This is a genomic window from Mesorhizobium sp. WSM4813 (genome assembly GCF_055811555.1).
In genome coordinates this window covers 41,548-65,777 of record NZ_JBVVQU010000012.1, presented here as the reverse complement: position 1 = coordinate 65,777, position 24,230 = coordinate 41,548, and the positions used below count along the sequence as shown (strand labels likewise).

Here is a 24,230-nt window from a genome sequence, read left to right as displayed (position 1 = left end):
TAAAATCGAACTAATTAAGCGCATGCTAATTGAGTCGCGGTTTTGCGAGTCAATGCATGCGTTTGAAGTTTGTCCCGCCGATGATGCCCACCTTGGCAGCAAAGCCGCGGCGGTTCGCGGATTTTCACCCGTCGCGGTCTCGACTGGACCTCCAAATACCGCGATCTGGTCAAGGCAGTCAAAGGCCTCAAAATACAGGACGGCCTGGAGGGATGGTATCGAAACGTCGGGACAGCAAATACCGCAGCGGCCCGACCACCAACTGGCTGAAGACGAAATCCTTCACCGAAAGCGAGTTTGAACTTCTCGGAGTTGAACGCGAGCGGGGTAAGCTGGCCTTCGCTCTCCTGGCCGAGCGAGGCACAGGTCGCTATGTTGGCAGCGCATTTATCACCTTGAACCGGGAAATGCGGGAGCGGCTCTGGAAACGCGTCCAGGAAGCCCCCAGGACAGGCGCCAAAGGGCATGAAGCGGGCCGGCGACAATGGGTTAAGCCGGGGGTTGATCGGCCGCGTGAAGCACCTACGCGGCGAGGATTTGCGGCATGCTTCGCTGCAGGATTTCCGAGAAGAACAAGGGAACTGAGGGCTATATGCGAAGAATTGGGATGGGCATCATGTGCGTTGGCTTGCTGCTCCTCGCAACGGCCTTCTATTTAGGCGCCGGTCCGTCCCGCGAAGGCCGGCTCTATCTCGGCGCTATTTTGGGCGCTGCAACCTTCATTTCTGGTGCATGGATGTACATAGCCGGCCGAAATGGTTGGCTTTAGGTAACAGACCCGCTCGCCTTCACACAGGTCTCAGGAATATAATCCTCTCCGTTGCGGCGAGCCCCTTCAACGGAGATCGCCAATTGCCCCAAAGGACCCTCGCCGACACTCTGGCCGTCCGCGAAACCATCTACGTCAATTGTGCGCACCCGATGTGCTGCAAATCGACAAAGCTGGATATCCAGGCGCTGATTGACAGGCTCGGCCGTGACCACGGCTCGATGATGACGACCTGGCCGGGCTCTTGTCTGCTCAAATTGCAAGGCTGCCGGCCGTGACCGCCGGCAGGTGTTCTTCACATGCATTCCTGACTACGAAGGTCAGCAGCGGGCGCGCAATCGCGATTGCAAGCCAACTGTCGAACGAGGGCTGAAAGTGGCCGGCGCCGCTTGGGCGGGGCGTTGGGGTAGGTTGCGCGTAGGGCGCCGGCCGGGCGGATTGGGGTCCGCCGTTGGAAAGTACCGAACTTGGCGATTTGGGTAATTCCGTGATCGCGGAATGTGAGGAGACGGTCGAGGGCGCTCAGTCCTTTGCACCGTCCCCGTCTTGCACAGAGCCATCGTTTTCATCTGCCGGGCTTTCTAACCCGGCCAGTTGCCGGTCGGCCATTTCTTTAGCGAGGCCCACCAAGGCATCGACCTCTTGCATCTGGTCTACATGACCGCCACTAGCGACGCGTTTCCGGATCCTCTTCAGTTGGTCAGAGGTCAGTCGCAATATTCCGGCGATGGACGGCTTCTTGGCCACGCCTGCATCTCCTGCATCCCAACCCTCGAGACGACCAAGCGTTCCCGAAACGTCTTGCGGTAAAAAGTACGTCTGCGGCAATTCCGCTGTGTAGAAGCCAAAAGTGCCCCGCGATGGGTCAATACGTCTGGTATCGCAATTGCATGGTCAGCAATGCCGGGTACCCCAATGCACGGCACTCATGGGGTCCCGTCGCTTCGCAAATGTAGCGGCGGGTCTTCTACATCCCGGTCGAGTCCCAGCCTACGCGCTGCCGTCTGTTTCGCTTTCCTCGTCGATCGTTCGGACTGGCAGATAAGCGTTGGTTTCCAGCCATTCGCGCAGCCGATTTGAATGAGATCCGCCCGGCCAATTTTCATTCAGCCGCGATGGAGTTGAGAGCGTCCTCGGTTGCGGGCTCCAGCAGTACGCCGTCAGTTCGCACGGGGCGGGCGGTTTGCTCCAGTCCGGAATTCCGATTTGGAGGCCGCCATTGCACAGCTGCCCTGCGACATGCGAGTTTGTCAACTAAAGCGCGTTTGACCGGCCTCATGCGACGCGCTTTAGGTTGTTGTTTTTATGCATGTCGTTATCGCAAAACCGCTGCACACTTTTGCGCGACATGCATTAAATGGCTCATCATGGGAGTCCCGTCATGTCCATTCGCCGGATTGCGTTGACCTCGGCAGCGGTCACGCTTGCCTTCACAACCCTCGCCCAGGCCAGGCCGGACACCCGCGCCATGACCTGCCAACAGACGCAGGCGCTAATCCAGAGCCATGGCTCGGCGGTGCTGACCACCGGCCCGAACACCTATGCCCTCTACGTCCGCCAGTACAGCAATGCGTGCGACTGGTCGGAAATCCCAGCGGTAGGGTTTGTGCCGACGCGCGATGGCCAGTGCTTGGTTCATCGATGCCGAGAGCCGCTCTACACTCCTCCCGGCTGACGGTGACGAGCATAGCCATTCTGCTGCGCCTTTCGGCAGGAAGCCCTTAGCCTCAAGGTCGTCCACTGTGAGTTTCTCGACATAGGCAGCGACCATGCACCTGTCTGCCTTTGGGTCCTTGGAACGGAGTCGCATCATCGGCGTTACCGGCCAACAAACGCTGCCAACGATATGGAGGAACGCGCGTGATCGAGTTGACCGAGACGGAAAAGCGCTTTCTCAAGCGCGTTGACACCATCACTCACGTTCCCCGGTCGAACAAAGTCACAGCCGCAGATGCCAAAGGCAAGCCCATGCGTATCGCAAGAGAAACGTTTGCCCGATTAAGAGACGACGGCATCATCATCCGATCTACTAGCGACCTGACCTCGAACACCTACGTCTTTAATCCTGCACCCGTGACGCCACAAGTCGAGGAAGTGCAGGAAGCGTCCTGATCGGGCGGGCACGGGCGGCGCGTCAATCCTTCTTCAGCCTCACGCCGGCGCCGCCGCCATTCTCCGGGATGAACTCGACGCCGGCTGCTTCGAGCGCTCGTTGAAGTTTAACAAGCGTGTCTGGATCGCCCTCGGACTTGCCGGTCTCAAAATTGGTGATTGTCTTGCGGTGAACGAAGGACCGGCAGAGCGCCACTGACGGCGTGGACAAATTGTCCAGACGACCCCGCTGCCTCACGGTGGCGGGCTCGTTAGCTTGATGGCCTGTTGCTGCTTGCGCAAGGCAAGATCGCGGCAGAGCGCGAAAAGCACCATGCGAAACGAGGGTCGCGGGAGCGGAGGGAGCCTTGCCATAGCCCGTATAACATATGTTAAGCTGGAATGTTCCTCGTTCGGGTCCGCTGGCCAACGGTGGCGGGTTCACTGGGCCCATCCAATTGCACGACCGACCTCAACGCAGGCAATAGCAACGGTGGCGATCGTCACGACCAGCGCCATGCCTCGCTCGAAATTGGCCAGACGCTTTTCAATCGCAAGCTCCTGTCCATCCCAGTGAAGTGTGTTGGTCTTCGGGTTTATCCCCAAGAGCGCGAGACCTTCCTGGCTGATCCCGCGTATGCCATCGGGCCACTCCGCCGGTGTGACAGGAATCGGCTGACTCGACAAAGCCAGGAGGAAATTGGCCAAATATTGGACAGGGGAGCGGGATTTTCAGCTAAATGCTTGAAATATCTGGTACGCCCAAGGGGAATCGAACCCCTGTTACCGCCGTGAAAGGGCGGTGTCCTGACCGCTAGACGATGGGCGCGCTCAGATGTGAGCGCTTATAGTTGCGTTGCACCAAACCGGCAACCCGTCTGCCGCCGCCTGCGACAACTTTTTTCAGTGGCCGCAAAACCGCGCATTTTCGGCGATTTAGCCCGGTTCGGCGCGGCACCGCATGCCGTCGTGAGACGGCGCATTGCGGACGTTGCATAAACGAGGGAAGAACCAGCCGCTACCGCCGCCGGCGGCAGCGCCAGTTCCAGTCGCGCTCGGGACCGACGTCGATGTGGACGGATTCGGTATGGCAGTAGGTGCCGACGCCGCCGCGCCCGGGCATGCTGCGGATGTAGCTTGCCAGTTGCGCTTTCGAGACGCCTGGAACCTGGATGTCGGCAGCGGCGCAATACATGTGCAGCGAATTTTTGGCGCCGTTGGCGCGGCGGTTGCGGGCCGGGTCACGATAGCCGGAGGTGACGATCATCTTCTTGCCGTAGTGGCCCTCGATCGTCTTGAGCACGCGGACCAGCGAAGGCTTGAGGCAGGCAACGTCGACATTCTCGGTCTGCTTCAAAAGACCGTTGGGCGCCAGCCGGGCAAGCCCGGCAGCGGATGCCACCTGATAGGCGCCGCCCTCATCCTCGTTCAGATCGACGTCGCTGTCGTCATCGAGGCCGGATTTGCGCTTGATCTCGAAGAGTGCGGTCTTGCGTACGCCAGGCAGCGCGTCATCGGTGAAATGGCTGGTATCGCCGATCGAAGCCAGTTGCACCGGCTTTTCAGCTGATTTGGCCGAGGCCAAGGTGATGGTCGGCTTTGCCGCCGTCTTGGGCTGCGCCGCCGTCGGTTGCTCGGCCGACCTGTTGTTGGCCTGCGGAGCAGGGGCGGCCGAGGCCGGCGTGGCGCTGAACAAAGAGGCGAGGAACCCCTTCTTCTTCGGCGCATAGGCCTGCGGCTGCGGCTCTCCGGCGGTCACATAGACGGGGTTGTTCATCGCCGGCGCGGCGGCCTCGGCCTTGGACTTCGGCGCGGCCGGGCCTGCATCGGCGGTTTCAGTCTTCTGCGCAGCAGCGTCGGCCTGTTCAACCGTCTGCGTGGACTGTTCCTGTGGCTGCGGCGTCTGGCCCGCAGTCGCGTCTGCGCGCGCAGGAGCCGTGACGGGGAAGCCGGCATCGGACCTGGCGCCTCCCTGGGGGGCTCCCGGCTTGGCCATTGGCACATAAGCGACCTGCGCGGGAAGGCTTGCGTCGCCCTCGGCGGTCATCGTCATCTGTGAAGTCGTGATCTGCGACGACGAATCGACGGCGACCTGTTGGGTACCAGAGGCCGTGCTGATGTCCGTAGCAGAGGCGTTATAACCAGGCATGCCGACCGACAGGGACGGGTCGCCGGCCGAGGTGCAGGACGCCAGGAGCACGGAGAAAAGCGCGGCCGCAATGGCGCGGCTTTCTCCCTTCGCGAGGCGCGATCCTGCTGATTTCAAAACCAAATTCCCCCTCGAGGTCCGGCCGGTAAATCATTGGCGCGACGTCGCAACGTCTCGCCGAAATAAATCCTTGTCCCCGAACGGAAACGAGACCTGTGTCAAATCCGCAAGCCCCAGAGTAATTCGACGGATAGAGAGGAATCGAGGCTGCTTAAGGGTTGACGACACCATTTCCTCCTCTTTTGGCGGCGCGTCAACTCACCACACATTACAGAAGGTTACACACGCACCTTGACATAGGTGCCTGGCGCGTCGCCCAGGGTTTTCATGTGCTTGCCAGGTTTGCGGGCCGGCACGCGGGTGTTGTCCTTGGCCTCGATCCAGCGTTGCCAGTGCGGCCACCAGGAGCCGGGGTGGTTGGTGGCCTCGGCGATCCACTGGTCGAAGTCGCCCGCCGGCTTGCCGCCGGTCCAGTAGTGATACTTCTGCGCCGCCGGAGGATTGACGACGCCGGCGATGTGGCCGGAGCCGGCCACGACGTAGTCAACCTCGCCGCCGAAATACTTGGAGCCGAGGAAAACCGAAAGCGCCGGCGCGATATGGTCTTCCTTCGAGGCGAGGTTGTAGACCGGGATGGTGATATCCTTCAGCGATACCACGCGGCCCGCCAGTTCCATCATGCCTTGCGAAAGTCTGTTCTCGAGATAGCAATTGCGCAGGTAGAAGGAATGATTGGCCGCGGCCATGCGGGTCGAATCGGCATTCCAGTAGAGCAGGTCGAAGGGCAGGGGATCCTTGCCGCGCATGTAGTTGTTGACGACATAGGGCCAGATCAGGTCGCCCGAGCGCAGCATGTTGAAGGCGGTCGCCATCTTGGTGCCGTCGAGATAGCCTTTCTCGTTCATCGCCTTTTCGACGGCCGCGACCTGCTCCTCGTCGACGAACACTTTCAGGTCGCCGGCATAGGTGAAATCGACCTGCGTGGTGAAGAAGGTTGCCGATTTGATGCGGTGGTCGCCTTCCTGCGCCATCAGCGCCAGGGCCGCCGCCAGAAGCGTGCCGCCGACGCAATAGCCGACGGCGTTGACGTCCTTTTCGCCGGTGGCCTTTTCGATCGTGTCCAGGCCGTATTGCAAGCCCTCTCTGATATAGGCCTCCCAGCTCTTGGTGCCGTGGCGCTCGTCCGGGTTGATCCAGGAGATGACGAAGACGGTGTGACCCTGCTCGACCGCCCAGCGGATGAAGGATTTTTGCGGGTTGAGATCGAGAATGTAAAATTTGTTGATCCACGGCGGGCAGATCAGCAGCGGCCGCTTGAGCACGGTCTCGGTCGCCGGATCATATTGCAGGATCTCGGCGACATCGCTGCGGCCCACCACCTTGCCGGGTGTCGTGGCCAGGTTCTTGCCGATCTCGAAGGACGAGTAATCTGCCTGCCTCAGTTTCAGGTCGCCCTTGCCGGCGGCGATGTCCTCGGCCAGCATCTTCATGCCGCGCACCAGGTTTTCGCCATTCGAAGCGATGGTCTCGCGAAACAGTTCCGGGTTGGTCAGGATGAAATTCGACGGCGAGATGGCGTTGGACACCTGCTTGACGTAAAAGCTGGCCTTGTGGCGGGTGTGCTCGTCCAGGCCATCGGCGTGCTCGACCAGTTCGCCCGCCCAGCGCGAGGTGACGAGATAGGCCTGCTTGAGGAAATCGAAGAAAGCGTTGCGGCCCCATTCCGGGTCCTGGAAACGCTTGTCGCCGGGCTCGGGCTTGACCGCGTCGTCGGCATCCTCGCCGCCCGCACTGAGACGCTGGATCGAGTTGGCCCAGACGGTCATGTAGCCGGAGAACAGTCGCGTCTGCGCCTCCAGCGCGCGCTGCGGATCGGAAAGCCAGTATTCGCTGAGCTTGGAGAAGGTCTTCACCATATCGACGACCGGCTCGGCGACATGATCGCGCACCTCGCCTTTTTCCCGCGGCTCGGCCCATGCGGAGGCCGCCTTGCCGGCCTGCTCGATCATGCGCGCCATGTTCAAGGCGAAGCGTTCCGGGTCCTTAACCAGATATTGCTCGACGGTCGAAGGCTCGTCATCTTCCGCTTTGCCCGAATCGGGTGTTTTGGCCATGGTTCGCGGGGTTCCTCCCGAAGCGTTTTCTTGACATATTATCATGGGACATCGGACAGGGTCCAACGCGCTCTACCTCGGCTGCCAAGGAAACAATATGACGATTAATATTGGCGAAACTGTTTTTTCTTCTGGCACTGGTCGTTTTTGCCGCATGGGCGCGGCGGTCGTTTTGCTGGCGATCGCCGGCTGTTCGAGCACCAACATCGAGGGCGCCACGCCTGTCGCGGCTACCGACGGGCCGAAGAACACCGGCACCTATCCGAACCTGAATATCCCGCCGCAGGCGGCGGCGGAGCAATTCACCGAGGCGGAAAAGAACGCCAAGCTCGCCCAGTTGAAGGCGGCCGAGCAGGCGCAGGGCTCAAAAGGCGGTGTGGTCAAAGCGGCGAACCCGGCGGCACTGAACACACTGGCAAAAAAGCACGGCGCCGATGCGCTGAAGCAGATCGAAGCCAAATGCGATCTCGCCCTCGACCCTACCTGCAAATAGGGTTATATCGCGCGACCGACAAGCACCTTTGCCAAAAACCACTTTGACCGTCTGGAATTGACCCACCACTGGAACTGATATGGAAGAATTTCACAAGGTCCGCCGGCTTCCGCCCTACGTCTTCGAGCAGGTCAACCGGCTGAAGGCCAGTGCCCGCTCGCGCGGCGCCGACATTATTGACCTTGGCATGGGCAATCCGGACCTGCCGACGCCCAAGGCCATCGTCGACAAATTGTGCGAGGTCGTGCGCGATCCGCGCACGCACCGGTATTCGTCGTCGCGCGGCATTCCGGGCCTACGCCGCGCCCAAGCCAATTACTATGCCCGCCGTTTCGGCGTGAAACTCGACCCGGACACGCAAGTGGTGGCGACGCTAGGCTCGAAGGAAGGCTTTGCCAATATGGCGCAGGCGATCACCGCGCCCGGCGACGTGATCCTGTGCCCCAACCCGACCTATCCGATCCACGCTTTCGGCTTCATCATGTCGGGCGGCGTCATCCGCTCGTTGCAAGTGGAGCCGGACGACGGCTTCATTCCGGCGCTGGAGCGCGGCATCCGCCATTCGATCCCGAAGCCGCTGGCCTTGATCCTCAATTATCCGTCGAACCCGACGGCGCAGGTCGCCTCGCTTGATTTCTACAAGGAGGTGGTGGCCTTCGCCAAGAAGAACGACATCATCATCCTGTCGGACCTTGCCTATTCGGAAATCTATTTCGACGGCAATCCGCCGCCTTCGGTGCTGCAGGTGCCGGGCGCGATCGACGTGGCGGTCGAGTTCACCTCGATGTCGAAGACCTTTTCCATGCCCGGCTGGCGCATGGGTTTTGCCGTCGGCAACGAGCGGCTGATCTCGGCGTTGACGCGGGTGAAATCCTATCTCGACTACGGCGCCTTCACGCCAATCCAGGTGGCGGCCGCGCACGCGCTCAACGGCGACGGTGCCGATATTGCCGAAGTGCGCGACATCTATCACAAGCGCCGCGACGTCATGGTCGATGCCTTCAGCCGCGCCGGCTGGACTGTTCCGGCGCCGGCGGCGTCGATGTTCGCCTGGGCGCCGATTCCGGAGCCGTTCAAGCATCTCGGTTCGCTCGAATTCTCCAAGCTTCTGATCGAGCATGCCGACGTGGCGGTGGCGCCGGGCATCGGCTTCGGCGAGCATGGCGACGACCATGTGCGCATCGCGCTGGTCGAGAACGAGCACCGGATCCGGCAGGCGGCGCGCAACATCAAGCGCTTCCTGGCGTCCAGCGCCAAACAGCCCAACAATGTGGTGCCGCTCGCCGCGCATCGTTGAGTGCCACACATCACATCGACCAAATCCTTGAGGGGCGTCGCCGGACATGGCTGAAGCGTTGCGTGTTGGAATCGCCGGTCTCGGCACCGTCGGCGCGTCGGTGGCGCGCGTGTTGCGCGACAAGGCGGCGGAACTGACGCGGCAATGCGGCCGCGAGGTCGTCGTGTCAGCCGTTTCGGCCCGCGATCGCAAACGCGACCGCGGCGTCGACCTCGGCGCGGCCAAGTGGTTCGACGATCCGGTAGGAATGGCGCAGACCGCCGAGATCGACGTCTTCGTCGAGTTGATCGGCGGCGACGAGGGGCCGTCTCGATCATCCGTGAAAGCAGCGCTTGAAACAGGCCGCCACGTCGTCACCGCCAACAAGGCGCTGCTCGCCAAGCATGGCGTGGCGCTGGCCGAGATCGCCGAGAAGAAGGGCGTGCTGCTCAACTACGAGGCGGCGGTGGCGGGCGGCATTCCGGTCATCAAAACGATGCGCGAGGCGATGGCCGGCAATTCGGTGACCCGTGTCTTCGGAATCCTCAACGGTACCTGCAACTATATCCTGACTCGCATGGAAGCCGAGGGCCTGTCGTTCGACGCCTGCCTGAAAGACGCGCAGCGGCTGGGCTATGCCGAGGCCGACCCGACCTTCGACATCGAGGGCCATGACACCGCGCACAAGCTGTCGATCCTGACCAGTCTTGCCTTCGGCACGCGGATTGCCGCCAACGACATCTACATGGAAGGCATTTCCAACATCAGCCAGGCCGACATCCGCGCGGCCGGCGATCTCGGCTACCGGATAAAGCTGCTCGGCGTCGCCCAACGCACGGAAAGCGGGATCGAACAGCGCGTGCACCCAACCATGGTGCCGACGGCCTCGGTCATCGCGCAGGTGCACGGCGTTACCAATGCGGTGGCCATCGAAACCGACATCCTCGGCGAACTCCTGCTCTCCGGTCCCGGTGCCGGCGGCAACGCCACCGCATCGGCGGTGGTCGGCGACATTGCCGACATCGCCAAGAGCCGGCCCGGTTTCCAGCACGGCCCGGTCTTCGGCCTGCCGGCGAAGGAATTGCGGCCGTACAAGAAGGCGCAGATGCGCAGCCATGCCGGCGGCTATTTCATCCGGCTGACCGTGCATGACCGAATCGGCGTCTTTGCCGCCATCGCCAAGCGCATGGCCGACAACGACATTTCGCTGGAATCGATTGTGCAGCACGCCGCCGGGCCGGGTACCGCCCTGCAGAAGACGGTGATCCTCGTCACCCACGAGACGACGGAAGCGGCGGTCCGCAAGGCCGTCGACGGCATCACCAAGGACGACCATCTGACCGACAAGCCGCAGGTCATTCGCATCGAGAGGGCGGAATAGGCATTTCTCTTTCTCCTTCAATCTGTTGATATCGTTGTGTTTTCAAAAAAGGCCCGCCCAGGTCTTGCTGTTGTCATGGAGCTTTGACACAACCGGCGCGCCTCTGGCGGGAGGCAATGTGCCAACGAGGATTGCCCACCGATGAACGTTGCCCAGAACATCGTCGCCGGCCTTGACCGGATACTCACCATGGAACTGGTGCGTGTCACCGAACGCGCTGCCGTTGCGGCAGCCAGATTGCGCGGACGCGGGGACGAAAAGGCCGCCGACCAGGTTGCTGTCGACGCCATGCGCGAGGAGCTCAACCGCCTCGCCATCAACGGCACGGTGGTGATCGGCGAGGGCGAGCGCGACGAGGCGCCGATGCTCTATATCGGCGAAGAGGTCGGCTCCGGCAAAGGCCCTGCAGTCGATATCGCGCTCGATCCGCTCGAAGGCACGACGATCTGCGCCAAGAACCTGCCCAATGCGCTGGCGGTCATCGCCATTGCGGAAAAGGGCAGCCTCCTGTTCGCGCCTGACGTTTATATGGACAAGATCGCCATCGGCCCGGGCTACGCGGACGGCATCATCGACATCGATGCCTCGCCGGCCGAAAACATCGCCAGCCTGGCCAGGGCCAAGGGCGTGTCGGTGTCGGAGATCACCGCCTGCATCCTCGACCGGCCGCGCCATGGCAGCCTGATCGAGGCCGTGCGCGCCACGGGCGCTGCGATCCGGCTGATCGGCGATGGTGACGTCGCCGGCGTCATCCACACCACCGATCCGGACGAAACCGGCATCGACATCTATCTTGGCACCGGCGGCGCGCCGGAGGGTGTGCTGGCGGCGGCAGCGTTGCGCTGCACCGGCGGCCAGATGCAGGGAAGGCTGATCCTCGACACGCCGCAAAAGGTGGCGCGCGCGGCGCAGATGGGCATCTTGGACCCGAAGCGGGTTTACCGCACGCAAGACATGGCGCGCGGTGATTGCTGTTTGCCGCAACCGGGGTGACCGACGGCAACATGCTGGCCGGCGTCAAGTTCGGCCGCAATTCCATCACCACGCATACGATCGTGCTGCGCTCGTCGTCGCGCACGGTGCGCGAGATCAAGGCAAGGCACCAGGATCTGGAAAAGTTTTGATTCCCGACTCGGCTAGCCGTCGCATATTGTGAGAAATGACAATCCGCAGACGGCGCGTCGCATGACGGGCGAAAACCGTATCTTCCTCGATGTCAGGCAGTCGGCGTCAGGTGTTTCCTGGGAACACCGGCTGACCGAGCGGCAGGACATGACCGCGCTTGCCATAGCGCAAGGCTATGGCGTGCCGGACATCGTCGCGCGCGTGCTTGCCGGGCGCGGCGTGACCGCCGAGCAGACCGAGCGGTTCCTTGATCCGACCATCCGCGATCTTTTGCCGGACCCGGCTTCGCTGACCGACATGGACAAGGCCGCCGCCCGCATCGCTGAAGCGATCGTGACCGGAGAAAGAGTGGCGATCTTCGGCGACTACGACGTCGACGGCGCGGCCTCATCGGCGCTGCTCAAGCGGTTTCTCACGTATTTCTCCGTGCCAGCGGAGATCTACATACCGGACCGTATCTTCGAGGGGTACGGACCCAATCCGGAAGCCATGCGCGAACTTGTCACGCGTGGCGCGACGCTGATCGTCACCGTCGACTGCGGCACCAACAGCGCCGTCTCCATCGACGCGGCGAACGCAGCCGGCGCCGATGTCGTGGTGCTGGATCATCACCAACTCGGCGGTCCGTTGCCGGCAGCGGTTGCGGTCGTCAATCCCAATCGCGAGGACGACCTTTCGGGGCAGGGCCATCTTTGTGCCGCCGGCGTCGTCTTCCTGGCTCTGGTGCAGACGGCGAAGATCCTGCGCGGCCGGTTGCCGGATGCCGCACCGCCGGACCTGCTCGGCTTGCTCGACCTCGTGGCCCTGGCGACCGTTTGCGACGTGGTTCCGCTGGCCGGCGTCAACCGCGCCTTCGTGGTCAAGGGATTGCAGATGGCGCGTCAGCAGAGGAACGAAGGATTGGCGGCGTTGGCGCGGGTCTCGCGCATCGGCGAACCGGTCAGTACCTTCCATCTGGCCTATCTGATCGGCCCGCGTATCAATGCCGGGGGGCGCATCGGCGACGCAGCACTCGGCAGCCGCCTGCTCGCCACCGACGATCCCGTCGAGGCCCGCACCATCGCCGAGACGCTGGACCGGCTCAATCAGGAGCGGCAGCAGATGGAGCTGGAAATGCTGGCTGCGGCACGCGTCGAGGCCGATGCCGAGCTTGCCGGCGGCAATGGACCGGCCATCGTCGTCACCGCCAGCTCCAACTGGCATCCGGGCATCGTCGGCCTGCTGGCCTCACGGCTCAAGGACCATGCGCGCCGGCCCGCTTTCGCCATCGCCTTCAACGCTAACGGCGTCGGCACGGGTTCAGGCCGTTCGGTGTCGGGCTTCGACCTTGGCCGGCTGGTGCGCGAGGCGGCCATTGCCGGGCTGATCGTCAAAGGTGGCGGCCATGGCATGGCGGCCGGCATCACGGTGGAGCGGGCGAAACTTGGCGCGCTCAGGGCCTTCTTCGAGGAACGAGCGGCGGCCGACGTGTTTCGGCTGCAGGGCGAGGAAAGCCTGGCGATCGACGGTGCGTTGGCCGCCGAGGGTGCGACGCTCGGCCTGCTCGATGCACTGGAGAAAGCCGGCCCGTTCGGCGCCGGGCATGTCGCACCGGTCTTCGCGCTGCCGCGCCATCGCCTTGCCGATGCAAGGCCGGTCGGCACCAATCACATCCGCGCCGAGTTGCAGTCGGAAAGCGGCGGCCGGATCCAGGCGATCGCCTTTCGCGCCGTCGATACGGCGCTCGGCGAATTCCTGTTCACGAACAGGGGCAAACCGGTGCATGTCGCCGGTTCGCTGTCGGGCAATCACTGGAACGGCAACCGCACCGTGCAGTTCCGCATCGTCGATGCCGCACGCGCCTGAGAGCCGGTTTTTCGCTTCTGGGCGAGCCTTCGATGATTTAAGCCAGAACCGTTTGCAGCCGGGTCAGTTCGCCGATCTGGGCCATCGTAGCCTGATAGCCGAGGCGGATCGCTTCGTCGGCGCGGTGGAATTCCGTCAGACCGATATGGCTGAGCTTCGGCTGCAGCGACATATCGGGCGGATCGCCGGCAAGTCGCGCACGCGAAATGCGGTCTTGGATGATGTTGAAGGCTTCGACCATAACACCGGTAATGCCGAGTCGTGTTTGGTACTGGTGCCCTGCATCGGTCTGGCCGGACCTTAGTGCATCCTTTTCGACGACCAGTTCGCCGGCGCTGTGCTTGATGACGGCGGCGCGGCCGAACAGATCGTAGTGAAGGTTCACCGCGACCACCAGCGGCTGCTCATAGGCACGGCAGACCGAGACCGGCACCGGGTTGACCAGCGCGCCGTCGACCAGTACGCGTCCGTTGCAAGTGACCGGTTCGAACACGCCGGGCAGCGCATAAGAGGCGCGCATGGCGGTGGTCAGCGAGCCGCTCGAAAGCCAGATTTCATGGCCAGTGCGGATTTCCGCAGCAACGCAAACGAACGGTTTCGAGAGATCCTCGAAGCGAATGCCGGCCATGTGCTCGCGCAGCCGCGCGTCGAGCTTCATGCCGCCGAACAAACCGCTGCCGCGCAGATTGAGGTCGAGAAGGCCGAAAATGCGCCGTTTGGTCAGGCTTCTGGCAAATTCTTCCAGCTCGTCCAGCTTGCCGGCGAGATAACAGCCGCCAACCAGCGCACCGATCGAGGTGCCGGCGATCATCGACACTTCGATGCCGGCTTCGTCGAGTGCGCGCAGCACGCCTATATGGCCCCAGCCGCGAGCGCAGCCGCCCCCCAACGCCAGTGAAATGGCTGTTTTTTTTGGAGCTTCTGCGCCTGCGGGTGAAGAGAGGCCATTCGCCTCCCGAACGTCAGGTCTGTTGCGCAATGACGCCCACTCGAGCATCACAATCTCCCTTGTCCCGCGGCTAATGTATAGGCAGGCCGTATCGAAATGATGAATATACGTGATTGCGGTTCGGCGAATGGTTCAAATGGATGGCTCATGGGGCTTTCGATACGTTTCTTCCGCATCGAACAGCGGCCTGCTGCCATCGCTGGCAAGCGTCCCCTTGCCATCGATCAGCCCCACCGTCCGATAAAAGCAGGAACGCCGGCCGGTGTGGCAGGTTGCGTCGTGGCCCATCACTTTGACGCGCAACCATATTGCGTCCTGGTCACAATCCGTGAGCATCTCGACGATTTTCTGGACATTTCCGGACGTTTCGCCCTTCTTCCACAGAGCGCTGCGCGAGCGCGACCAGTAGTGGGCGATGCCGGTTTCCAGCGTCAGCGCCAGCGCTTCGGCGTTCATATGCGCGACCATCAGCAGCATGCCGTCTTCGGCATCGGTGACGACGACGGTGACGAGGCCGCTGGCATCGAAGCGCGGCGAAAAGGCCGTGCCTTCTTCCAGTGCTTTCTTGTCTGATGGAGCTTTCGGAAATTTCACTGCCGACATCGCCGGTCCTTGTTCAGAGCCTCACCCACTTTTCGGGATCATTGGCTAGCGACCGGCGACGATCGTTCAGCCCCTGCCGCCGCGCACCATGGTGACGAAACGGACCTGTTCCTCGGGCGTGTCCTTGAAGACGCCGGTGAAGGTCGAGGTCAGCGTCGTCGAGCCTTCCTTACGGATGCCGCGCATGGCCATGCACATATGCTCGGCCTCGAGCATGACGGCGACGCCGCGCGGATTGAGCACATCCTGGATAACGCCAGCGATCTGTGCGGTCATGGCTTCCTGGGTCTGCAGGCGCTGAGCGAAGATATCGACGACGCGCGCGATCTTGGACAGGCCGACAACCTTGCCGTCCGGCAGATAGCCGACATGCGCCTTGCCGATGATCGGCACCATGTGGTGCTCGCAATGCGAATGGAACGTTATATCCTTGACGAGGACAAGGTCGTCATAGCCGGCGACTTCCTCGAAGGTGCGGCCGAGTTCCTCGGCCGGGCACTTGTCGTAGCCACCGAACATTTCGCGATAGGCCTTCACCACACGCTTTGGCGTATCGACCAGGCCCTCCCGGTCCGGATTGTCGCCGGCCCAGCGCAACAGCGTGCGAACCGCGGCCTCGGCTTCGGCTTCGCTCGGCCGGTCGGTGATCGGCTTTTCCAGATAGGCGGAGGGGGGCATGAATTTCTTGATGACGGCATCCATAAAGGCGTCTCCCGTAGTTCCTCTCTCAGGAGGAACGAGTTGAACGGACCACGACCTTTCGGGTGTTAGAAACGTGCCCTGTTTCCAGCCCGTAAGCGGCGTGAACTGATTTGGGCAAAAACGAAGGCCTGGGTTGCCTTGTCCATACCCGACTACCAGCATTATATATGATCGTGCCGAGCGAAAGGAAGACCGTCAGCGGCAATCGCTGTTCGCTCGGCGGCGACGGATTGGAAAAATATGATCGACGACGTCTACAATGCGAAAATTCTGGGATTTGCCGGAAATATCGCGCGGATCGGCCGGCTCGACCGTCCCGACGCAACCGCGCGCGCGCATTCCAAGCTGTGCGGCTCGACCGTGACCGTCGATCTGAAGATGGATGATGGCGTGGTCACCGATTTCGCCCATGATGTGAAGGCCTGCGCGCTTGGCCAGGCGTCGTCATCGATCATGGCGCAGCATGTCATCGGCGCCAGCGCGGATGAATTGCGCAGCGTTCGCGAGACGATGCTAAAGATGCTGAAGGAAAACGGTGCGCCGCCCGAAGGCCGCTTCGCCGACCTCAGATATCTCGAACCGGTGCGCGACTACAAGGCGCGCCATGCCTCGACCATGCTGACCTTCGATGCGGTGGTCGACGCGATCGGCCAGATCGAGAAGAAGCGCGCCGAACAGGCAGCGTAGCCATCAAATGGCTACGGATCATACCCACCAGCATCAGAGGCCGCGATACACGCGCAACTGGCCCGGCCCGTGGCGCAAGACGCCCGGCCGAATCCTCGGCACGTCGCTCGTGCGCTTTTACCAGCTGACGCTGTCCGGCTTTGTCGGCAATTCCTGCCGGCATCTGCCGACCTGTTCCGAATACGCACATGAGGCAATCGCCCGCCATGGATTATGGGCGGGCGGCTGGATGGGGTTTTTCCGCGTGCTGCGCTGCGGGCCGGGCGGAACGCATGGCATCGACCGCGTGCCGGAGGTGCTGACTGAGCGCTATGTCTGGTTCACGCCGTGGCGGTACTGGCGGATTGGGAAAAAGCGCAGCGGCCCGGAAAGCTGAAGCGGGTAGAGAAGATCTGCAATCGGGCAGATCTTTACGATTTGCTAGGGTTAACCGCACGTTGCGCATTTAAGACAAAATCGAGACAAGACGCCTCGCTAAGCCGCTCCTGACCACCCTTCAGGAGAGATAGCCAAATGCGCCAGATAGACCGCCGTCCATTCGTTTTCGCCTTGGTTCTCTACCTCCTGGCCTGGCTGTTGGGTTTTACGATCCGCGCTCAATCCGCGCCGCTGAAAGACCTCGAATGCACGCTGATCCTGGATGCTGCGAGCGGCGAAACGCTGTATCGGCAAGGGATTTGTGACCAGCGCTTCAGTCCCGCCTCGACATTCAAGGTCCCCTTAGCCCTGATCGGCTATGACGCAGGAATCCTGAGCGACGAGCACACGCCGAGCTGGGACTACAAGCCGGAGTTCAAGGCGGTGAAGCGGGACCAGAAAACCGTCGACCCAACAATCTGGGAGAAGGATTCAGTGCTGTGGTTTTCGCGGGAAATCACTCGCCGGCTCGGCAGCGAGCGGTTCGCCGGCTACGTCTCGAAATTCGACTACGGCAACGCGGATGTTTCCGGCAACGCCGGCAAGAATGATGGCCTCACCCGGTCCTGGGTGAACTCTTCCCTCAAGATATCGCCGGTGGAACAGGTCGATTTCCTGCGCCGGCTGCTTGACCGCAAACTGCCGGTTTCGGACAAGGCCTATGCGATGACTGAGGCAATCCTGCCGACTTTCCAGGCAGGTGGCTGGACCGTGCAGGGCAAGACCGGGACCACACCACTTGGCGACAGCGCCGACAAGCGCTCGCTTGGCTGGTTTGTCGGCTGGGCGAACAAGGATGCTCGCAGCATTGTCTTTGCCCGCCTGGTAATCGATACGAAACGTTCCGACACGCCGAAGGGTCCTCAGACGCGGACGATATTCCTGAACAAGCTGCCGAATCTCATCAACAAGAGTAAGTGATCGGCCATTCGCCTTTACGGCACGGGAATCTGCCCATAAAAGACTGCCGCCGGACGCATCCGGCTTTTTACTTTATGCATGTCGTTGCCCAAAACCGCTGCACACTTTTGGGCGACATGCATTTCACCACCCGCGCTCGTTTGCGGGACTGGATAGGAGAACTCTATGCTGAATTCCGTTTCCCTGACATTTCCCGATGGCTCCGTCCGCGACTACGACGCGGCGATGACCGGCGCCGGCCTGGCGGAATCGATCTCGAAGTCGCTGGCCAAGAAGGCCGTTGCCTACAGCATCGACGGCACGTTGCGCGACCTTTCCGATCCGCTCGGCAAGTCCGGCAAGATCGAGATCATCACCCGCGAAGACCCGCGCGCGCTGGAGCTCATCCGCCACGACGCAGCACACGTGCTGGCCCAAGCCGTGCAGGAATTGTGGCCGGGTACGCAGGTGACCATCGGCCCGGTGATCGAGAACGGGTTCTACTATGATTTTGCCCGCAACGAGCCGTTCACGCCCGACGATTTCCCGGTGATCGAGAAGAAGATGCGCGAGATCATCGCGCGCAACAAGCCGTTCACCAAAGAGGTGTGGTCGCGCGAGAAGGCGAAAAAGATCTTTGCCGACAAGGGTGAGCGCTACAAGCTCGAGCTGATCGACGCCATCCCCGAGGATCAGGATCTCAAGATCTATGCGCAGGGCGATTGGTTCGACCTCTGCCGCGGCCCGCACATGGTCTCGACCGGGCAGATCGGCAGCGCCTTCAAGCTGATGAAGGTGGCCGGCGCTTACTGGCGCGGCGATTCGAACAACCCGATGCTGACCCGCATCTACGGCACGGCCTGGGCCGACCAGGCGCAGCTCGATGCCTATCAGACCATGCTGGAGGAAGCCGAAAAGCGCGATCACAGGAAGCTCGGCCGCGAGATGGACCTGTTCCATTTCCAGGAGGAGGGACCGGGCGTCGTCTTTTGGCATGCCAAGGGCTGGAGAATGTTCCAGAACCTGGTCAACTACATGCGCCGCCGCCTCGACGAGCAGGGTTATCAGGAAGTCAACGCGCCGCAAGTGCTCGACAAGAGCCTGTGGGAGACGTCGGGCCACTGGGGCTGGTACCGGGACAATATGTTCAAGGTGACGGTTGCCGGCGACGACACCGACGACGACCGGATGTTTGCGCTGAAGCCGATGAACTGCCCCGGCCACGTCCAAATCTTCAAGCACGGGCTGAAGTCCTACCGCGATCTGCCGGTAAAACTTGCGGAATTCGGCAATGTGCATCGCTATGAGCCGTCCGGCGCGCTGCACGGGCTGATGCGCGTGCGCGGCTTTACCCAGGACGATGCCCACATCTTCTGCACCGAGGAACAGCTCGCCGACGAGTGCATCAAGATCAACGACCTGATTCTGTCGACCTATGCCGATTTCGGCTTCGACGAAATCACCGTCAAGCTGGCGACCCGCCCCGAAAAACGCGTCGGCACCGACGCGATGTGGGATCATGCCGAGGGCGTGCTGCAGGACGTGCTCGACAAGATCGCGGCGCGGTCGGGCAACCGGATCAAGACGGGCGTCAATCCGGGCGAGGGAACGTTCTACGGGCCGAAGTTCGAGTATGTGCTGAAGGACGCCATCGGCCGCGACTGGCAATGCGGCACCACGCAGGTCGATTTCAACCTGCCGGAACGGTTCGGCGCCTTCTACATCGGCTCCGATTCGGAAAAAAAGCAGCCGGTAATGGTGCATCGCGCCATCTGCGGTTCGATGGAGCGCTTCCTCGGTATCCTGATCGAGAACTATTCCGGCCATTTCCCGCTGTGGTTCGCGCCGCTGCAGGTGGTGGTGGCGACGATCACCTCCGATGCCGACGATTACGCGGAAAAGGTCGTCGCGCAGCTGAAGGCGGCCGGACTGTTGGCGGAATCCGATCTTCGCAACGAAAAGATCAACTACAAGGTCCGCGAGCACTCGCTGGCCAAGGTTCCGGTCATCCTCGTCTGCGGCAAGCGCGAGGCGGAGGAGGAGACGGTCAACATCCGCCGGCTCGGCTCGCGCGACCAGGAGTCGCTCGGCCTTGGCCAGGCAGTGGCAATGCTTGCCGAAGAGGCGGTGACGCCGGACCGCAGGCGCAAACGAGCGGCCTGGCTCTAATGGCGCATTCCCTGTCGGTAGTGATCGGGCGGAGTTCCCGCCGACAGGGTTGACGTCGCAGACGCTTCGTATTGGCTTTTCGAGAGGGCGAGAATTCCGTCGCCGTCGACGGCTACTTTCTTTCCTGAGCGCTGACGAGGCAATTGGGCACTTGATATGCAAGGAAATGTGCACATATTGTGCAAACAAGTGCCATTGCAAGCGCCGGAGAAGATCAATGACAGTCGTTCAGAATACGCAGGCAGCCATGGTATCGGGCTTCGTGGAGAGCCTTCAGGAACCTCGCACGCCGTACATTTCACCAAAACGCTTTTCAAAGGCGCTTGGCGTCCAAGTGACGAACCTGGCCGATCTGACCGGTGTTCACCGAAACACGCTCCGCAATCCGGCCTCTGAGCGACTGCAAAGCCGGATGCGAGAAATGATCAAGGCGATCACGGCTGCGGCGACGCTCACCGGAGATATTAGCAAAGCAATTTACTGGTACCGAAACGAGCCGATTGCCGAATACGATCATAAGACTGCAGCCGAATTGGTGGCCGAAGGACATTTTGAAGCGGTGTTGAGCTATCTCCGCGACTTGGAAAACGGCGCGCGCGGATGAATCTCGTCCGCATCGGGCCGGACGAGGTCTTCCATCGCTATCTGACGCCGAGATGGGCGTATGTTCCGGTAAGCGGCGCTGGTGCGGCGATTGACGGAGGTAGGTTCAATAGACCAGGGATCGAAGCGCTTTATCTCTCGCGCGCGCCGCAGACGGCTCTCGAGGAATATCGTCAGGGTGCTTCAATAACTCCGCCAGCGACACTGGCGGCCTACAAGGTCACGCTGGATCAGGTTGTAGACTTGTCGACGGGATATGATCCAGTCGTCTGGGGTCCCGAATGGGCGGAATGGGATTGTGCATGGCGTCTTATCGCGCGTATCGACAAGAAGACGCCGCCCTCGTGGAACTCTCTGACACGCTGATCACCGCCGGCTGCCGCGGCCTGCTTTTTCCTTCACTGCAGCATGCGGGAGGCACCAATCTCGTTATATTCAGCGCCAATCTGACGGTCGATGATAAGGTAGAGGTGCACGATCCAGATGGTCGATTGCCGCGCGATCAGTCGTCGTGGCAATGACGGCTCATGGTGGTGGAGCGATCCACCGCCATTTTCACATGCCCGCCATTTTCATACGCTTGTCACGCCAGCCTTGTAACGAGCCCTCATGCTCAAGCTGAAGATGCGCGAAAGACCGTGTCCCGAGCTTTCCTACGCCAGCCCGCATCAGCCGGCTTTGGCGCGCTGGTTCATCCATTCGATCGAAGGCCTGTCCGGCCGCGACCGCTTCGCGGCCCTCTATGACTTTCGGCGCCGCCATGTGGTGCCGACCGGCGAGCGCGTGTTCAGCCGCATGCTGGAGCTGATCGATGTCGAGGTGCGGGTCGCCAGTCAATGGCCGCCGGCAGGATTGCCCGACACGCCGCTGGTGATCGTCGCCAACCATCCGTTCGGCATCGGCGACGGCATTGCGGTGCTCTCGCTGGCCGAGCAGCTTCAGCGCCCGTTCCGCGTCATGATCCACAAGGATCTGCTCAAGATCCGCGAGATGGAGCCCTATTCGCTGCCGATCGACTTTTCCGAGACCAAGGACGCGCTCAGGAATAACATGGCGGTGCGCCATGAGGCGGTGCGGTTGCTAAAAGAGGGCGTCATCATCGTCGTCTTCCCCGCGGGCGGCGTTGCCACCGCGCCGAAAGGTTTTGGCCGGGCGCGCGACCTGCCGTGGAAGATGTTTCCGGCCCGTCTTGTCCAGGATGCCAAGGCGTCAGTTGTCCCAATGCACTTTTCCGGCCAGAACGGCCGGCTGTTCCACCTGGTCAGCGGACCAATGAACCTGGCCGAGCATGAGGGGCGTGTGGCGAAGTTCGTCGGAAGGGCTTCGCTGACGCTTCGTACTTCGCTGCTCATCCACGAATTCGCGCGGCTGGCCGGAAAATCGATCGACGTGCGCGTCGGCGACGTGCTGGGATGGGACGAACTGGAGCCGCTGCGCGACCGCAAGACTTTGCTCGACCGCCTCCACCGTGGGGTTTTCGATCTGGCGCCGGCCGAACCGCGCGGCCGCGGCCAGTTCCTGCCGCGACGCATGCGCAAGGCGGCCTGATCGGCAAATCATACGCGGTGTCCGGATGTCTAGTCCGCGCCTTCCTGGGGGTCGATCGCCGAGGCCTCCGTGGCCAAAACCTCGATTTCCTTGTTCTGCCCGGCCACGACCGTAAAATCTTTCTGGTAGATGCGGTCGCGGTTCTTGGCGATGATGGTGTAGTCGCCCTCGGCAAGCACCATCGAAGCAAAAGCGCCGACGGTTTCCTGGATGGGATCGCCGGATTCGTTGAGCAACGACCAGGAGGTGTCGGCGATCGCCTCTCCGCCCGCCTCGCGTACCAGCTTCATAGTCATCTCCGCCGCACGATGCTCGACGGCCGCTTCGGTCAGCTTGCCGGCCTCGACGCGGATGTCGGAGCGGATGACCGCATTCACCGAGCCATAGGTCGAGACGACGTGGTAGACGCCCGCGTTCAGCCGCACGACGCTGTTCGGCTCGACGTCTGGTATGATCAGGGCGCGATCGTGATTGGCCTCGGCTTGGCCTTCATAGATCGAAAAGCGCAGTTTCTTCGGCGGTATGCGAACCCCTCCCGACAGCACGGCATCGAGCTTGAGGCCGCCGGCATCGAGCACGAGGCTTTCACGCTTGGCATCCTTGCCGACGGTGATGCGCTTGGTGGCGCCGGCCCGGCCGTAGGAGGCATGGACCAGATAACTGCCGGGCTCGAGCTGGAACACCGCGCTGCCGCCATGCGCGGAAGCGACCATCGGCAGCTTGCCGTCGCCGGTGGGTTCAGGCTTGAAGACGCGCCAGACGATGCCGCGCGTGATGTCGGTGCCCTTGTCGGTCAATTGCGCCGATAGCGTGATCGCCCCGCTGCTGCCCGATGCCAGCGGTGTGTCGCTTTTAGGAGGCGCATAGCTCGAAATTCCGGGAAGCTTCAGATCACCGAGGCCGTCCACATCCTGCGCGACGGCAAGCGAAACCGGCACCATCAACAGTGCGGCAGCGAGCCAGATCGGGAAAAGACGCAATGTCCCCTCAAACATGCCTTGCGTTGAAGCCCAAGGCGGTGGCAATTTCAAGGCTTAAGAGTCCGATCAGCTTCTGCTAGAGGGCTCTTTATCGGCGCGCCGCGCCAATGCCCGAGCCGCCCGATGCCCCGATGGTGCGCTTCAGCTCAAATTCCAAGGAGACTTGCGCCCATGGCGTCGCCGATCATCGACTTTCTGCTGACCCGAAATTCCGCGCCGATCCCGGAGTTGAAGGAACCGGCGCCCACCGACGCCGACATCGCGACGATGATCGCCGCCGCCTCGCGGGTGCCGGACCACGGCCGGCTCGAGCCCTGGCGCTTCATCCTCTACCGGGGCGTGGCACGCGTCGAGATCGGCAAGAAGCTGGCGACCCTTGCCGCACGGCGCGAAGGGCCGCTGCCAGAAGGCCGCCATAACCAGGAACTGGCGCGCTTTTCACGCGCGCCGCTGGTGATCGGCGTGGTGTCGAGCCCGAAGGAAAATCCAAAGATCCCGCAATGGGAAATGTTCCTGTCCGGTGGCATGGCGGCGATGAACCTCATACTATCAGCCAATGCGCTGGGCTATGGCACCAATATGATCAGCAACTGGTATTCCGACGTGCCGGAGGGCAGGGCGATCCTGGGGCTGGCGCCGCATGAGCGGGTCGTCGGCTTCGTCCATATCGGCACCTATCAAGGGCCGGCGCCGGAGCGGCCACGGCCTGATCCGGCAAAACTCTATGCCGATTATGCAGGGCCATGGGTGGGCTGAATGTTCTATGAGCCGGTAAAGGGGCATGGCCTGCCGCATGACCCGTCCAAGGCTATCGTGGCGCCACGGCCGATCGGCTGGATCTCGACGGTGAACAAGGCCGGCGAGGTCAACCTCGCCCCCTATTCCTTCTTCAATGCTTTTTCGACGCGACCCTTCCTCGTCTGGTTTTCGTCCGAAGGCGAGAAGGACAGCGCCACCTTCGCCGAAGAAACAGGCGAATTCGTCGCCAATCTCGTCAGCCGCGATCTCGCTGAAAAAATGGTCCGCACGGCGGTCGATGCGCCGCGCGGCGTGACCGAATTCGACTATGCCGATCTCACCATGGCGTCGTCGCGTCTAGTAGCGCCGCCCCGCGTCGCGGCGGCGCCCGCGGCGCTTGAATGCCGGGTGACGGAGATCTTGCGGCCAAAGGCGCTGGACGGGACACCGACCGGCGCCATCGTCGTTGCCGGCGAAGTCGTCGGCGTGCATATCGACGATGCGTTCCTGAACGACGGCATCTTCGATATCGCCAGGGCGGGCAATGTCGGCCGTCTCGGCTATATGGACTATGCCAGCGTCAGCGAGATATTTTCGATGCGCCGGCCTCGCTGGGGAAAAGATTAGGGCT

Annotated in this window: 26 protein-coding genes, 1 tRNA gene and 1 pseudogene; 18 read left to right on the top strand and 10 right to left on the bottom strand. The window is 62.0% G+C overall.

Features of this window, described 5'->3' with window-relative positions; all coding sequences use genetic code 11:
- Positions 1-852: 852 nt before the first annotated feature.
- Positions 853-1,047 carry a hypothetical protein gene (locus tag AC0L25_RS09205; RefSeq protein ID WP_473595206.1) on the top strand — a complete coding sequence of 65 codons (195 nt, stop codon included), beginning with the start codon at positions 853-855 and terminating at the stop codon, positions 1,045-1,047.
- Positions 1,048-1,291: 244 nt separating this feature from the next.
- Here AC0L25_RS09205 and AC0L25_RS09200 read toward each other — a convergent pair whose 3' ends face one another.
- Positions 1,292-1,516, bottom strand: coding sequence for a hypothetical protein (locus AC0L25_RS09200; protein ID WP_352955859.1), 225 nt, complete (start codon positions 1,514-1,516; stop codon positions 1,292-1,294).
- A 634-nt stretch (positions 1,517-2,150) separates the two neighbouring features.
- On the opposite strand from AC0L25_RS09200, the gene AC0L25_RS09195 reads away from it, so the two are divergent.
- A complete protein-coding gene (locus AC0L25_RS09195) occupies positions 2,151-2,444 on the top strand; it encodes a hypothetical protein (protein WP_352955861.1) in 294 nt (97 codons plus the stop codon).
- A gap of 185 nt (positions 2,445-2,629) precedes the next feature.
- On the top strand, positions 2,630-2,881 hold the full coding sequence (locus AC0L25_RS09190) for a hypothetical protein (RefSeq protein ID WP_473595205.1): 252 nt from the start codon (positions 2,630-2,632) through the stop codon (positions 2,879-2,881).
- Between the two features lie 22 nt (positions 2,882-2,903).
- Here the strand turns inward: AC0L25_RS09190 and AC0L25_RS09185 are convergent, their stop codons facing one another.
- The 5 genes from AC0L25_RS09185 to phaC all read right to left on the bottom strand — a co-directional run bounded on the left by AC0L25_RS09185 (position 2,904) and on the right by phaC (position 7,183).
- Entirely contained in the window at positions 2,904-3,092 is a 189-nt protein-coding gene (locus AC0L25_RS09185; protein ID WP_473595204.1) for a helix-turn-helix domain-containing protein, read from the bottom strand.
- 209 nt (positions 3,093-3,301) lie between these two features.
- Complete coding sequence (locus AC0L25_RS09180; RefSeq protein ID WP_473595203.1) at positions 3,302-3,568, bottom strand: hypothetical protein; 267 nt, start codon at positions 3,566-3,568, stop codon at positions 3,302-3,304.
- Positions 3,569-3,614: 46 nt separating this feature from the next.
- Positions 3,615-3,689 (bottom strand) — tRNA-Glu (locus AC0L25_RS09175).
- A gap of 189 nt (positions 3,690-3,878) precedes the next feature.
- The gene (locus tag AC0L25_RS09170) at positions 3,879-5,132 is read right to left on the bottom strand and encodes a YcbK family protein (RefSeq protein ID WP_473595202.1); all 1,254 of its coding nucleotides are present in this window, start codon (positions 5,130-5,132) and stop codon (positions 3,879-3,881) included.
- Between the two features lie 215 nt (positions 5,133-5,347).
- Positions 5,348-7,183, bottom strand: a complete 1,836-nt coding sequence (gene phaC, locus AC0L25_RS09165) for a class I poly(R)-hydroxyalkanoic acid synthase (RefSeq protein ID WP_473595201.1) — start codon at positions 7,181-7,183, stop codon at positions 5,348-5,350.
- A 172-nt stretch (positions 7,184-7,355) separates the two neighbouring features.
- Between phaC and AC0L25_RS09160 the strand changes: the two genes are divergently transcribed.
- From AC0L25_RS09160 to recJ, 5 genes and pseudogenes are all read left to right on the top strand, one after another.
- Positions 7,356-7,676, top strand: a complete 321-nt coding sequence (locus tag AC0L25_RS09160) for a hypothetical protein (RefSeq protein ID WP_473595200.1) — start codon at positions 7,356-7,358, stop codon at positions 7,674-7,676.
- A 79-nt stretch (positions 7,677-7,755) separates the two neighbouring features.
- Entirely contained in the window at positions 7,756-8,973 is a 1,218-nt protein-coding gene (locus AC0L25_RS09155; RefSeq protein WP_473595199.1) for an LL-diaminopimelate aminotransferase, read from the top strand.
- A gap of 46 nt (positions 8,974-9,019) precedes the next feature.
- Positions 9,020-10,333, top strand: coding sequence for a homoserine dehydrogenase (locus AC0L25_RS09150; protein WP_473595198.1), 1,314 nt, complete (start codon positions 9,020-9,022; stop codon positions 10,331-10,333).
- A gap of 141 nt (positions 10,334-10,474) precedes the next feature.
- A pseudogene (glpX, locus tag AC0L25_RS09145) lies at positions 10,475-11,457 on the top strand (class II fructose-bisphosphatase).
- A 61-nt stretch (positions 11,458-11,518) separates the two neighbouring features.
- Positions 11,519-13,303, top strand: coding sequence for a single-stranded-DNA-specific exonuclease RecJ (recJ, locus tag AC0L25_RS09140; protein ID WP_473595197.1), 1,785 nt, complete (start codon positions 11,519-11,521; stop codon positions 13,301-13,303).
- 37 nt (positions 13,304-13,340) lie between these two features.
- Here the strand turns inward: recJ and AC0L25_RS09135 are convergent, their stop codons facing one another.
- The 3 genes from AC0L25_RS09135 to folE form a co-directional block, all read right to left on the bottom strand.
- Entirely contained in the window at positions 13,341-14,300 is a 960-nt protein-coding gene (locus tag AC0L25_RS09135) for a patatin family protein (protein ID WP_473595196.1), read from the bottom strand.
- 84 nt (positions 14,301-14,384) lie between these two features.
- A complete protein-coding gene (gene hisI / locus AC0L25_RS09130) occupies positions 14,385-14,855 on the bottom strand; it encodes a phosphoribosyl-AMP cyclohydrolase (RefSeq protein WP_473595195.1) in 471 nt (156 codons plus the stop codon).
- 66 nt (positions 14,856-14,921) lie between these two features.
- On the bottom strand, positions 14,922-15,557 hold the full coding sequence (gene folE / locus AC0L25_RS09125; RefSeq protein WP_292514149.1) for a GTP cyclohydrolase I FolE: 636 nt from the start codon (positions 15,555-15,557) through the stop codon (positions 14,922-14,924).
- Between the two features lie 240 nt (positions 15,558-15,797).
- Here folE and AC0L25_RS09120 point away from each other — a divergent pair, with 240 nt between their 5' ends.
- From AC0L25_RS09120 to AC0L25_RS09085, 8 genes are all read left to right on the top strand, one after another.
- A complete protein-coding gene (locus AC0L25_RS09120) occupies positions 15,798-16,244 on the top strand; it encodes an iron-sulfur cluster assembly scaffold protein (RefSeq protein ID WP_354491555.1) in 447 nt (148 codons plus the stop codon).
- A gap of 7 nt (positions 16,245-16,251) precedes the next feature.
- Entirely contained in the window at positions 16,252-16,620 is a 369-nt protein-coding gene (gene yidD, locus AC0L25_RS09115; protein WP_473595194.1) for a membrane protein insertion efficiency factor YidD, read from the top strand.
- 137 nt (positions 16,621-16,757) lie between these two features.
- Complete coding sequence (gene blaOXA, locus AC0L25_RS09110) at positions 16,758-17,582, top strand: class D beta-lactamase (protein WP_473595193.1); 825 nt, start codon at positions 16,758-16,760, stop codon at positions 17,580-17,582.
- Between the two features lie 165 nt (positions 17,583-17,747).
- Positions 17,748-19,730, top strand: coding sequence for a threonine--tRNA ligase (gene thrS, locus AC0L25_RS09105; RefSeq protein ID WP_473595192.1), 1,983 nt, complete (start codon positions 17,748-17,750; stop codon positions 19,728-19,730).
- A gap of 217 nt (positions 19,731-19,947) precedes the next feature.
- Entirely contained in the window at positions 19,948-20,334 is a 387-nt protein-coding gene (locus AC0L25_RS09100) for a hypothetical protein (protein ID WP_473595191.1), read from the top strand.
- The gene (locus tag AC0L25_RS09095) at positions 20,331-20,699 is read left to right on the top strand and encodes an RES family NAD+ phosphorylase (protein ID WP_473595190.1); all 369 of its coding nucleotides are present in this window, start codon (positions 20,331-20,333) and stop codon (positions 20,697-20,699) included. The genes AC0L25_RS09100 and AC0L25_RS09095 overlap by 4 nt, the downstream gene beginning before the upstream one ends.
- Positions 20,636-20,854 carry an RES family NAD+ phosphorylase gene (locus tag AC0L25_RS09090; protein ID WP_473595189.1) on the top strand — a complete coding sequence of 73 codons (219 nt, stop codon included), beginning with the start codon at positions 20,636-20,638 and terminating at the stop codon, positions 20,852-20,854. The genes AC0L25_RS09095 and AC0L25_RS09090 overlap by 64 nt, the downstream gene beginning before the upstream one ends.
- Before the next feature lie 88 nt (positions 20,855-20,942).
- A complete protein-coding gene (locus AC0L25_RS09085; RefSeq protein WP_473595188.1) occupies positions 20,943-21,881 on the top strand; it encodes a lysophospholipid acyltransferase family protein in 939 nt (312 codons plus the stop codon).
- 29 nt (positions 21,882-21,910) lie between these two features.
- On the opposite strand, the gene AC0L25_RS09080 is transcribed toward AC0L25_RS09085, so the two are convergent.
- Positions 21,911-22,876 carry a hypothetical protein gene (locus tag AC0L25_RS09080; protein ID WP_473595261.1) on the bottom strand — a complete coding sequence of 322 codons (966 nt, stop codon included), beginning with the start codon at positions 22,874-22,876 and terminating at the stop codon, positions 21,911-21,913.
- Positions 22,877-23,032: 156 nt separating this feature from the next.
- On the opposite strand from AC0L25_RS09080, the gene AC0L25_RS09075 reads away from it, so the two are divergent.
- Positions 23,033-23,617, top strand: a complete 585-nt coding sequence (locus tag AC0L25_RS09075) for a nitroreductase family protein (protein ID WP_473595187.1) — start codon at positions 23,033-23,035, stop codon at positions 23,615-23,617.
- Positions 23,618-24,226: a flavin reductase family protein gene (locus tag AC0L25_RS09070; protein ID WP_473595186.1), complete on the top strand. Its 609-nt coding sequence runs from the start codon at positions 23,618-23,620 to the stop codon at positions 24,224-24,226.
- Positions 24,227-24,230: the final 4 nt, after the last annotated feature.